The organism is Candidatus Thorarchaeota archaeon (assembly GCA_021498125.1).
Taxonomy (GTDB): domain Archaea; phylum Asgardarchaeota; class Thorarchaeia; order Thorarchaeales; family Thorarchaeaceae; genus B65-G9.
Map to the genome: position 1 here is coordinate 19,827 of JAIZWL010000012.1, position 11,922 is coordinate 31,748.

General features: G+C 47.7%; 10 protein-coding genes. All 10 read right to left on the bottom strand.

Features of this window, described 5'->3' with window-relative positions; translation table 11 throughout:
• Window positions 1-14: 14 nt before the first annotated feature.
• The gene (locus K9W43_14255) at window positions 15-383 is read right to left on the bottom strand and encodes a hypothetical protein (protein ID MCF2138390.1); all 369 of its coding nucleotides are present in this window, start codon (window positions 381-383) and stop codon (window positions 15-17) included.
• Between the two features lie 236 nt (window positions 384-619).
• Complete coding sequence (locus tag K9W43_14260; GenBank protein ID MCF2138391.1) at window positions 620-1,156, bottom strand: hypothetical protein; 537 nt, start codon at window positions 1,154-1,156, stop codon at window positions 620-622.
• Window positions 1,157-1,167: 11 nt separating this feature from the next.
• Window positions 1,168-2,259 (bottom strand): hypothetical protein, encoded by a 1,092-nt coding sequence (locus K9W43_14265; GenBank protein ID MCF2138392.1) that lies wholly within the window; start codon window positions 2,257-2,259, stop codon window positions 1,168-1,170.
• 197 nt (window positions 2,260-2,456) lie between these two features.
• Window positions 2,457-3,104 carry a hypothetical protein gene (locus K9W43_14270; protein MCF2138393.1) on the bottom strand — a complete coding sequence of 216 codons (648 nt, stop codon included), beginning with the start codon at window positions 3,102-3,104 and terminating at the stop codon, window positions 2,457-2,459.
• 12 nt (window positions 3,105-3,116) lie between these two features.
• Window positions 3,117-6,458, bottom strand: coding sequence for a hypothetical protein (locus K9W43_14275; protein ID MCF2138394.1), 3,342 nt, complete (start codon window positions 6,456-6,458; stop codon window positions 3,117-3,119).
• A 315-nt stretch (window positions 6,459-6,773) separates the two neighbouring features.
• Complete coding sequence (locus tag K9W43_14280; protein ID MCF2138395.1) at window positions 6,774-7,847, bottom strand: AAA family ATPase; 1,074 nt, start codon at window positions 7,845-7,847, stop codon at window positions 6,774-6,776.
• Between the two features lie 4 nt (window positions 7,848-7,851).
• On the bottom strand, window positions 7,852-9,966 hold the full coding sequence (locus tag K9W43_14285) for an acetate--CoA ligase family protein (protein MCF2138396.1): 2,115 nt from the start codon (window positions 9,964-9,966) through the stop codon (window positions 7,852-7,854).
• Window positions 9,967-10,144: 178 nt separating this feature from the next.
• Window positions 10,145-10,585, bottom strand: coding sequence for a nucleotidyltransferase domain-containing protein (locus K9W43_14290; GenBank protein MCF2138397.1), 441 nt, complete (start codon window positions 10,583-10,585; stop codon window positions 10,145-10,147).
• Between the two features lie 257 nt (window positions 10,586-10,842).
• The gene (locus K9W43_14295) at window positions 10,843-11,250 is read right to left on the bottom strand and encodes a type II toxin-antitoxin system VapC family toxin (protein MCF2138398.1); all 408 of its coding nucleotides are present in this window, start codon (window positions 11,248-11,250) and stop codon (window positions 10,843-10,845) included.
• Window positions 11,247-11,510, bottom strand: a complete 264-nt coding sequence (locus tag K9W43_14300) for an AbrB/MazE/SpoVT family DNA-binding domain-containing protein (protein MCF2138399.1) — start codon at window positions 11,508-11,510, stop codon at window positions 11,247-11,249. The genes K9W43_14295 and K9W43_14300 overlap by 4 nt, the downstream gene beginning before the upstream one ends.
• Window positions 11,511-11,922: the final 412 nt, after the last annotated feature.

Sequence of the window (11,922 nt, forward strand, 5' to 3'; positions counted from 1 at the left end):
AATTGATAACAGAATTATAAACAAGATTTCTGACCCCATTTCAATTTCACCTCTATGTACGTTTTTTTTACTAATGTCGTAGCCATGTAAGATGCGATTAACAAACCGAGCAACCAGATCAGTATCAATAGCAGGTTCAGATTTGCGATGATCTGATCCACAGTAAGCAAAATACTAAGAGACCCAAGCAACACAACCGGACCTAGACAACACCCATAACCAGCCATGTCTATTGCTGCCGAGAGCCTCTGTTTTGTGATATCTTTCTTCTCTAATTTCAGTTTAGTAATTGCGGCTGCAGTATAACTTATGATGAATGAAACAAACCACGAGAGAATTATCCCCGCGAGAACGATTGAAAACGAATTGGTGAATTCTTGCATATTATCATTCATCCTATCTATGATTTTTGTTCTACTTGCTAATCAGTGTTAGTACTGCACAAGTAAAAGTTCAGTCCCTCAGAGAACGACTCTGAATAACAACCCCGTAAATGTTTCGGTTGGATGGTGGTGAAGACCCTCAGTCAACCAGTTTATAGAGGCACAGTAACTCTTTACTGTTCCTAAGAACTGCATTCTGTCTTAATTTGCTAAAATTAAGATTTCACTTTCTTGCATTAGGTAGCCATTTCCAAAGAGTCAGGTAATAATCCATCTCGCGCCATGTCTTCAACATCTGCCACTGTGCGAAGTTGGATAGTAGGTCTACGTACGACACAGTAACTTGCTGGTATAAGAAGCACGAGAATCCCAAATGCCGTATCGCCACCTGCGGCATACATAAACAAGAAAGTCAACACATAGCTGGTCAGCTTGGACAAGTCTACTGCTGCATCATAGAAAAGTTGGTGCTTCCGGTAAACCGAAAAGCACCATTGTGCAAATCGAGAAACGCTCGTCTTTTTTTGAATTACATATTTGTCATGCAAATATTGTGACGGGTTTATCTGGTAGACAGGCAGTTCAATAATAGCGCTCGGCTCTTTTTGAATACCATATTTGTCATGCAAATACTGTGACTGAATTAACGTATAAACCGGCATTTCAATAATTTTAGAAATAAGAAATAGTATTACTGCGGGAATACCAAATTGCAAAGTGGCAAAACCAAAATGAATCCAGATGAACTCAAATATGTCGGCAAACCCTTGCATGATCTATCCTCCTAGTAGCTCCTATACACAGTTATCCAGAATACACTTAGGCCAACTAAAAGAGCTAGAGAAACTAGCGATGCCCATGCAAATTTTATTCTTGAGCCATTCCATGGAATTCTTCCTCCAAGTTTTACGATTGCTGAGGCTATATGTTTAGCTACTCTCCTGCCGCTGCTTATATACCCACTCAAAAATAAGCCACCAATGATATTTCCAAGAGAAAGGGTAAGCAAATATAACCAAATCCAGCCAGCCATCACAGGGTTGGATAACTCTGTGGCATAGAAAAATGCTAAACTGTGGGCAATACCAGCGGTTATTAGCCATAAGGCGGTACCAAACAAAAGAGCCGCTGGCGCTTTTGTATAGTCAAAAATCATCATTGCTGCTATCATAAGTTCAAGCGTAGTAGTCATCACACCAAAGAGTATTGTATCAATTATTTTGTCTAAAAGGCCAATATAGTACTCATAGTTATCAATCGGAATACCAAAGAGATCAAAAAACCATTCAATGATACCGATCCGGACAACTTGTATTGTGAACAAAATATCAATTGTGATGTGGATAAGTGTCAGAGATACAGAAGAGAGAATATATAGATGATAAACAGGCCACGGACCTGTCCAGTTGCCCAGAACATATGCGGCAGCAACATTTTGAGTATTGCATTCTAGTTTAGTTTTTTTGCTGTTCGTTATTATGCCCCCGGCAGTCCCATCAGACTCCACAGCTTCGCCCTGACCCGGCGCAGTGGGATCATGCCTGTTGAGGTCAGCCACCACGTTGATGTCGTGGATCCGCATCCCCACCAGACCATAGGAGGAGTACCGATACCCAAGGATGGCTACGTACTTGATCACGCGGGAGGCATTGTCGCACTCCGTGATGGGCTGCGGATCACCCTGCCCATCGATACTGGCGTAGATCGCACCGTCGCCGCCCTGGAACGGCCCCCACCATAACTTCCCTGTCCTCTTGAACGAACTGTACAGGTACCCGGAACTCTGAGCGCCTGAAGAGCTGTCCTGCGGATAGAAGTACACGTTGAACCAGCCCTTGGTGGCACCGACCCATGCATCACCCCAGTACACTAGCATCACGATCCACTTGTTCTCGTTTATCGAACAATGCCACATATACGTTTCCCAGCCATGGCGGAAATATTTCGTGTTAATTCGTCAAATCAAACTTCAAGTCAAACTAAGTGAAAATCGGATGTAATTACTAATACTCAACTCTACTCAGAGGAGTAGCAACATCTAATAACGGCATTACGTTTGTGGCCCAAGTTTTTTCAAGCATTTCTCATTGACAAATGTGATGCGTGCCATTCTTCGTATATCTCGCGAAATGCTTCGCCACACTCATCGTCCCGAACTAGCAATTGTTCAAACGCTTTAGTATAGACGTCCCGTGTTTTTCCAGGATGCATCTTTTCATGTTTTTCAAATAGATGATATATTAGTTCTTTGAATACAGTCCCACCCGGAGTTGACTGCCGAAAAGCTGTTTCTACTACTTCGTTTATGGCACTTACTTTAAGTTGCTCCCTGACGTTTTCATGATTTTCGAAAGCCTCTCTCTGGAACCGTCTTGCCAAACTCCGGTATGTTTCACGAAAGAAAAGAGGCAGTACAAGTGTCGGAGTGAGGATAAGTATCAGCAATTCTTCGATCCATGTAGTTTCCGTGTTCTCATACCAGCCCGAGATATACGGCCACAAGAGCAGAAATATCATGAAGATTACAGCCACGACGTTGAATAGTCCATAGATAGTCATTGCCCGTCTAAAAGTACCGCAAAAAAAATGTCCAAACCGTTGCAGGGAAACTGGTCCTCGCTCCAGCCTGAAACATAAATCGGATAGCCAGATGACTAGAGCCACAAGGAAAACAGTACCGAATATTTCAAATATTAAGAGAAGGAGTTGTTGTTCGGTCATCAAATTCCCACCTCAAGAAACCCCAAAACCTATAGCCAGGAACTTGGCGATATAATAGATGCAGGTCACCAAAACTGCTATCTTCAGTAGTATTATTGTAGCAAACCAAAGACCAATTTTGAGGGAACCGGAAGGCAACGCATCGAATGGTCGTAGCAAGGTCCATAGCCCAAACATAAACCACGCCATTCCAAGAGCATAGCCTATGCCCGGATAAAGTAGACGTATTAATCCAAATAGTGCTGCTGCGGCAGCGAAAGGATGGGTCAGTCCTTCTGTCACCATATAATTTAGATACACTAAATAAGATATGAATGCTACAGTCCAAGCAGCAAGCATCACCAACAAAACACCCAAATTCGTACCAATCACCAAAGGGGACGCCACTGTTTCTATTGCTTTCAATCCCAAAGCCAAAGTCAGACCGAATGCCACGGGAAAAACAAAACGAGAAATGAAATCATTATATTGGGTTTCCATTTCAGTGGCTGCATTTTGTAATTCTGCCTCTGTGTGTTCGTGTTCAGCAGATGACTCTATGTTTAATGTATGTATTCGAAAGTTTCCACGGAGGTCTGTAGAAACCAGTAGTTTTAGCGTTCCGTCAATCAGCCCAGTAAACTGTAAAAACAAACGAGGCCAAAAATTGATCAGGTCCCAATAGACATCAAATGCTTGTAGAAATGAACTTAGAACTGCACTTACACCCTCAACAAGTGCACTAGGCTGTTCAGTCACTCCCGTTCCTGTTCCGTCAAAAGATACGGGCTTATCCGGGTCGGGCGCAGTGGGATCATGCCTGTTGAGGTCTGCCACCACGTTGATGTCGTGGATGCGCATCTGCACAAGGTTGTAACTAGAGGATCGATACCCCAGGATCGCCACGTACTTGATGACTCGGGAGGCATTGTCGCATTCAGCAATCGGATACCCATCACTCTGCCCGTTAATGCTCGCATACACCGCACCCTGTCCGCCCTGGAAGGGTCCCCACCATAGCTTCCCCGTCTTCTTGAACGAACTGTACAGGTACCCGGAACTCTGAGCGCCTGAGGAACTGTCCTGCGGATAGAAGTACACGTTGAACCAGCCCTTGGTGGCACCGACCCACGCATCGCCCCAGTAGACCATCATCACGATGTGTTTGTTCTCGTCAAAGAGCGCCACGTAGGTCTTGCCCATCGTACTCGCACTCTGGATCAGTTCGCCCACCACACTGAACTCACTGAGCTGGTAGAGCCGGAACGGTCGGTCCAGCACGTGCGTATAGACGGGGCCGTGCCAGCCACTCCCAGTCGCGATGCTCGACCATGTCATGTAGCTCTGGCCGGAAGGCGAGACCAACTCACCAGCGCTTCGTGCCCCAAAGGGGAACGTGGGATCACTGTGGAACTCGTTCATGTCATTACAGGTGTCATGAAAGACTGTATACTCAGATCCCGCATAACTGAGCCGAATATTGTAGATCCGATCATCATGCTCAGGATAACTGCCATATCTGGAGGACTGAATCACTACGTACTTGATTAGTCGATTCTCGTTGACCTCGAACCACTTGTACAGACTGGCCTCATTCTTGCCGGGCACGTTGGCAAACAGCCCTTGGAAAGGATCATAGCGTATCTGAGCAATGCCGTTGAAATCACCGTAGAAATAGTCAGTACTAAGATAATTCCGCGAACCATCCTCGCGATAGAATAGTGCTGCCATGTAGACCCTTTGCGCTGCAGAACCTGACGTGTAGCCCCAGGCATCAGTTATCTGAAGCACGATGGCAGGCTTCCTGTTCTCATCGTAGAAACTCACATAGGTAGTGCCCATTCGACGCCCATCATTGTTGTGGAGCATAGACATGTTAACTGCAAAACTGCCAAAGTCCTTCAAGCGGAAATAGGAGGGGAGCGTCCGTACAAAGGAGGTTCCACGCCACCCGTTCGGGCCCGCCTCAATTCCAGTGGGATAGATGTATTCACCATTGGAGTACAGGTGGCCAGAAACAATGGTGTGACTCCAATAGGGCCAACTATCATCACGCTCGTAGTCACAACGGGTACAGGGGTCTGTCCACAGACCTCCAGTACGACCCTGTGTACGACCGGTCACTGGCTCCTGCCAGACGCCATCGACCTTTTGCTTTGTGACATAGACACCGCCAGGACTCACCATGTTTAGTGAGATTGAGTCGACACTATCAACCTCGCTCCCACTGGCCGTCACGTTCACACAGACCTCAGTAAAGTGAAACGTATCGCCTGCAAATTTCACAACACCAGAATAGGTTCCCCCAGAGAAGATATCCGGACCGTATTCCCAATGACCTCCAGTTGCGCTCTCTGCCTCAAAGTATGTTGTACTATAGAGCGTAGGATCACCAGGATCGGGTGCAGGATCTCCGGTGTCAGGAGTAGGTTGCGGATCATCAATCACAGGTGGGGGCACGTCAACTACCCAAGTCGCCTCATAGTAGTAATTCTTTGTGTAAACAATGTACACGTCAGTGGGAGACTGATGATCCGGCTCATAGCCGACCCCAAGATCTATCCAATAATTACTATAATATTGCATAATGAGCTGCTGAAGATCTAAGGGTAGAGAAGAGAAAGAACCGATTCCACTGAAAGTCACTGTTTCGGCATAACGATAGACTCTGTGAGTATCGGTATACGTGTCAGAATAGTGATCGTCAATATAATCGATCTCGTTGAGAATCACCTGTTCAAAGTCCATGATGTGCACACTTGTTCCTGACTGCACTAGGTCCTTCGCTCTCGTTAACTCGCGCGTTCGGTATGCTTCCACCTCTTCCGAGGTGTGTCCCAAGGCCAGCAGCACAGCAGCCGTGATTTCCACGTTCGTCACCTCGGCCGGGCGCGCCCCCGGTACCGTGTACAGCTTCTTGTGTGACGCCTCGTCACCATACCTGATGATGTTCTTGCTGTCGCACGCCATGAACAGGTGCATGATTGCAGAGGACCGCTCCACGATCCGAGCCATGACTGGCCACGACGTCAATCTATGCCCGGTGACCAGTCCCAATGGCCCTCCGTGTGTAGCATAGATCACAATTGCACCCTCCAGGTGTTCGGCCACAAAGGGATCACTGGTCTTTTGTACGGTCACTCGATCCACAAAGTACGGGTCGTCGGTGATGAACCCATGCAACCTGCCCATCAGGTCATTGACGGCCCAAGCCGTGTCCGGATCATCGGACAGCTGCAGAATGACAATGCTGGGTCCCTCATTGGCCGCATCAGCAGTCCAAGCTGTGACTGCAACAAGCTGGATCCCAAGCATGATGGTAAGTAGAACGACACAAGCAAGGCTGGTAGTGGTGACACCTCTCCTCATCTTCACTTCATCCTCTCTCTGAATGAATACTCCAGCCTTCCTACAAACATAGGAGTGACCAATCTCAATAAGATATTTCATATGTTCATATTTAAGGACGTTCGATGACGTACCTTGGAAAAAATGGGACGCAGAGGCTGTTTTATCCACATATTATCGGACAGATCGAAGTACAATACACACACGAGAATGTACTCACAAAACATGGTCAATTCGGACCCGGACTACTTAACATTCGGACATCACGGGACGGAACCCATCAACTGCTGAATCCAGACTATGGTACTATATGATACAAGACGCGAGTGGAGAGAAACACTGCTACTGCCCAAGCAACAGAGAAGCAAAAGGAGTTATAACCGCTCCAATGATCCGCTCGACATTTGCGATCTTCTCAGTATCGCCGGGATGAACAGAACCGGTGAGATCGTCAACAAGCTGACTTGTGGTAAAGGTATCCTTGTCGGTCACCATGATGGCAGTATCGGTCTCACGCGCACGAGCCAGAGTGCGAACATCAGGGCCGAGGCTACCCGTCAGGATCAACAGATTGGTATCGGTCTCAAGAGCGGCCAGACAGACATCAGCACGATCACCACTTGTGATGACGGCCTTATCGGTGGCCCGCCGGAACCAGCCAAGAGCGTTCTCAGGGGCCATGTTCCCGACCATGAAGTCAGTGATGAGAACATCGAGCTTGTCCTCGCCAAGAATCATAGTTCCCTCGACTGCCTGCAGAATATCGCGGATAGAGGGGCTGAAGAGTTCCTTGTGTTGGACAACAGCTCCAACATAGTCCATCTCGAATTGTTCCAGTACTGAGGCGATCGTGGTGCTCGCCGAGGGCATCAGCATAGGCGGCACCATATTCAAGATGATATGAAGAGTGTCAATACCGTGCTGCCTGAAAAAGTCCCTGAACAACAGAGCGTCGTCAATTGCATCAATGTCACGAAAATCAACAAGACACAGCACCATTGCCTCGAATTCCTTTGCAAGCTGTGGCGATGAGAGGTCCACATGCAGCAGATCCCAAGCATTGGCCGTCCCCTCTATGAGGACAAAATCAACATTCTTCGAGACCGCATCATACCCCTCTTTGATTCGCGCAAGAAGATCATCATGACCCACCCGTAGGAACTCGTCAGGGCTCACGCGAGTCCGGACAACAGGACAAATGGCATCAAGGGATTGCTCCATCGAGAGGTAGTCCTTCATCAGAGCAGCATCTTCATCTACTGCGTGTTCGGCGTCACTGAGTTCGTAGCTCTTCTCACCAACCGGCTTGAAGTACGAGACCGTCTTGCCAGCAGCACGTAGTCGAGCAGCCAATGCAAGAGCAACAAGGGTCTTTCCAGTAGATCCGTGTCCGGCAATGAAAATATTCTGCACCATGTGATCACTCTCCAATCGTAATCTTCACGTCAACAGCACAAACGCCTTTCCCCTGCTCATACCCGAACAGTGGATTAATGTCAAGTTCTACAATGTCCTCAAAGTCGGTCACGAGCTGACTGATCTTGAGAACCGTGTCCTCTAATGCGTTCATGTCTGAGGGTGGTTCACCGCGAACACCCCTCAGCAGGGTGGCGATCTTGGTCTCGGAGATCAACTCTCCTACATCTGAACGTGTCATCGGTGCAAGTCTGAATGCAACATCCTTGAGATAATTGACGAAGATGCCACCAGCACCGAACATAATGAGCGGCCCAAATTGAACATCACGTGAGCAGCCAACAATAAGCTCGCGACCTTGAGGGGCCATCTCCTGAACATCCACGCCATAGATGAGTGCCTTTGGCTTGTGCTCCGTCACGGTCTCGATAATCTGACGGAAGGCACTCTCCACCTCCTCGGGGGTCTTGAGACCTACACGGATACCTCCAACATCGCTCTTGTGAACGATGTCCGGACTTGAGATCTTCAGGACGACCGGATAGCCCAACTCGTCAGCGACTGCGCGTGCCTCCTCCGGGTTCGTTGCGAGGCGGATCCGAGCCACCGGAATATCGTAGGCCTCCGCAATGGCGTGTGCTTCACTACCTAACAGGACGCGCCGGCCATCTTCCTTGACCTTTGCGAGGATCTCAGCGACACGCTCCTTATCTACCGGAAACTGAGGAATGGCCTCATCCTTCAGGCTGTCACGACGAACAGTATATTTGTAGAGCTCAGCAAGCGCGTGGACTGCACGCTCAGGAAAGTCAAAGACGGGAATCGAACCGTCTGTGAGAATGATACGAGGATAGACCATAGAGTTGCCACCCATGAAGACGGCAAGAAGGGGTTTGTCAGGATACTCGTGGTGGGCGTCCACAAGAGCCTGTGCGGTCTCTGCGATCTGGGTCATGGCCTGTGGCGTGAGAAGAACAATGACAGCATCAACGTTCTCATCTCGAAGGACAGCCTCAGTACAGAGTTTGTAGTCCACAGCAGAGGCCGTACCGAGAGCGTCAACTGGATTGTAGACAGAGGCGGCAGGTGGAAGATTCTTCTTCAGATAGTCAATCGTTGCCTGAGAGAGCTTGGTCACCTCCAGCCCACTGGCCTCACACGCATCAGTGGTGAGAATGCCCGGACCGCCAGCATTTGTGACGATCGCCACTCGATTGCCAGCAGGGAGTTTCATGTCATCATACACATTTGCAACACCAAAGAGTTCTGCAATGCTCTCTGCACGGATGACACCACACTGCCTGAAGGCTGCATTGTACGCAGTGTCGCTACCAGCCAGTGATCCTGTATGCGAAGAGGCAGCTCGTGCTCCGGCCTGACTGACACCGGACTTGACAACAAAGATCGGCTTCTTGGGTGCAACACGCCTGCAAACCTCCATGAACTTCTTTCCATTGGCCACAGACTCGATATAGAGCAGGATAAAGGTAGAGTCGGGGTCTCGACCAAAGGCCTCCACAAAGTCGGCCTCATCGAGCTGGGCCTTATTTCCCAGACTGACGAACTTGGAGAACCCGATCTTCTCCATCAGGCTCCAATCGAGGATTCCGGTCATCAATGCACCGGACTGAGAGGCAAAGGCAATCGTCCCCTTGGCCGGGGTGCCTGATGAGAATGATGCGTTGTACGGACGGGAGAGATTGATCATACCTAGACAGTTGGGGCCTTGAATCACCATGCCGTACTTCTCGGCAATCTCGACGAGTTTCTTTTCAGCCTCCAACCCCTCATGACCGACCTCTTTGAATCCAGCAGTAATAATGACGAGGGCCTTTACACCTTTCTGCCCGCACTCTTCTACTACGGGTAAGACAAACCTGGCAGGAATGACAATGACTGCGACATCGACCTCGCCGGGGACATCACCGATCTTGCGATACACAGTCCTGCCCAATATCTCGCCGCCACGGGGATTGATGGGGTAGATCCGACCATCGTATCCACTGTCGATCAGATTTCGCATCACATCATTACCGAGTTTTCCCTTAGTCGCTGACGCCCCGATGACTGCAATCGAGCGTGGGTTGAAGAGAACATCAATACCCTGCTGCCTATCCATAGCTTTCACTTACCAGCACTTCTACAGGTTCGGCCCCTTAATAATTCCGTTAAAAGACTCTTGTTGGGGCACTATCCGTAATCGTAGGATATGCAGACCAGCCTAAGAAGATATCAGCCTTTCGACATATCGCCCAATTGCTGACAAGAGAGACGCTCTCTAATCGAATCAACAACTCTCACGATGCGTCACTCTCTGAAAACCGTTTACGCATATAGTAATAATATATATCGAGAGAATATTTGAAGTCCAAATATTCATCGAGAGTAGCGGTCTCAAATTCAGCTCGTATCTGATCGTCTTCGCAATACAGGACACGACCATGCGTGATCACATTATATCTGAATTCAGATGGCGCATAATTCAGAAAGTGAACGTCAACCTCAATACCAGGTACAAGTTGACTCAACTCATATGTGAGGGCAAGCAAAATTTTGTAGTAACGACTGGTGGGAGTGGTTGGTGATAGCAGGACGGCAATGTCAAGATCGCTCAATGGAGTAGCAGTCCCCGTTGCATACGAACCATAAAGATAGGCAAGGACAACCTCGTTCTTGACCAAGGCATCCACTATCTCTGGAAACAATGCAGATAACTCGGCCGCATCCAGTTCATTCATTGTGGTAGACCACATCTCGATTGATGATATAAATTATTTTCTTCTCTGTTGGAATCCTGATAAATTAACCGAGATAGAGGAAAAGGACAAAACAGAGGTAATGGTGAACAGTGGATGGTATACAAGTTACTGTTGATCACAAAGAATGATAAATAGAATTTCAAAATCGCGGATAATGTATGATGCACTTGGTTCTTTTATCAGGACGTTTCACTCAACTATTTTCGCAAACCGTCTTGATCAACCATAGCAATGAATTATTGTATCGGATCGATTACCTTGATGGTATCCACTCGTTTGAACGCAGAGTCGTGAGTCATTATTTTCTTAATTCCTTCCTGTTCCATAGTGGCCAGAATCGATGCATCACGACCCCCGATCCCAAGCTGTGTGAATTGGCTAAGTTTTTCGACTGTGAGTTCGACAGTCGCCAGATCTAGTTCGTAGAGAGGCATCTTATATCCCATAAAGATTCGTGCTTTTTCAGCCCCCACCCGAGGGCCTAGACGCTTGATAAGATAATGAAATGTCTCAAGAGCAATGACTGCACTAATAGCCGCTTGACTTCTGTGCAATAGGGATTCCAATGGTTGAATGACTGAAACATGTTCGGGTTGGGTGACATCAAAATAATACGCCCATATGTTTGAGTCAACGATGATCATGGCACAGTTCTCCATATATGTTTGAGATCTAATGGATCAATGTCACCCTTGACAGTGATACAGCCGCGTAATTCCTGGATGAACGTCTTGACATCTACAGCCTTCGTCAAGGTCACTTTATCACCTTTGGCAGAGATAATTATGGGGTCACCTGCCTTGAGTCCAACCATATCTCTCACATCTTTAGGAATAGTTATTCGACCTCTTTCGTCAATTCGTTCTGTGCCCATTGTAATACCCATACCCACATTGATTCCCACACTAATTAACTTTTAGATTTGAATGTGGATGACAAGTGTTGCCTGTCTAACGCTCATGGACTGAATAGATACCGATTTGATTCGTACCGTTGATTGCAAGTTGGACTTTCTTGGACAGTAGGTCCATAGTCCGCCCACCAACGGCAGTGGGCAATAACAACCTCTCCGTTATAGTAGAGGCCATACGTGAGATGTGGTTGAGAGTATTTAATTTCCTATCCTCTATGCCCACGAATGCCCAAGTTCTCTGTGACTGTTGACAACCCTAGTTCTATACTAAATGGTGACAATACCGGAATATTGTTGCAATCAGAGTTTGAGCCTAAACACGTACTCGTCATCGGCCATGTTGAGCTTGCTCTCAAGGATTTTTCCAGTCTTGTGCAAGAACCGGATCATGGGATAGTTCTGG

Coding starts and splice junctions, on each gene's coding strand:
- K9W43_14295 (MCF2138398.1), bottom strand. CDS start 11,250: ATGATCATCGTTGACTCAAACATATGGGCGTATTATTTTGATGTCACC.
- K9W43_14255 (MCF2138390.1), bottom strand. CDS start 383: ATGCAAGAATTCACCAATTCGTTTTCAATCGTTCTCGCGGGGATAATT.
- K9W43_14285 (MCF2138396.1), bottom strand. CDS start 9,966: ATGGATAGGCAGCAGGGTATTGATGTTCTCTTCAACCCACGCTCGATT.
- K9W43_14280 (MCF2138395.1), bottom strand. CDS start 7,847: ATGGTGCAGAATATTTTCATTGCCGGACACGGATCTACTGGAAAGACC.
- K9W43_14270 (MCF2138393.1), bottom strand. CDS start 3,104: ATGACCGAACAACAACTCCTTCTCTTAATATTTGAAATATTCGGTACT.
- K9W43_14260 (MCF2138391.1), bottom strand. CDS start 1,156: ATGCAAGGGTTTGCCGACATATTTGAGTTCATCTGGATTCATTTTGGT.
- K9W43_14290 (MCF2138397.1), bottom strand. CDS start 10,585: ATGAATGAACTGGATGCGGCCGAGTTATCTGCATTGTTTCCAGAGATA.
- K9W43_14265 (MCF2138392.1), bottom strand. CDS start 2,259: ATGCTAGTGTACTGGGGTGATGCATGGGTCGGTGCCACCAAGGGCTGG.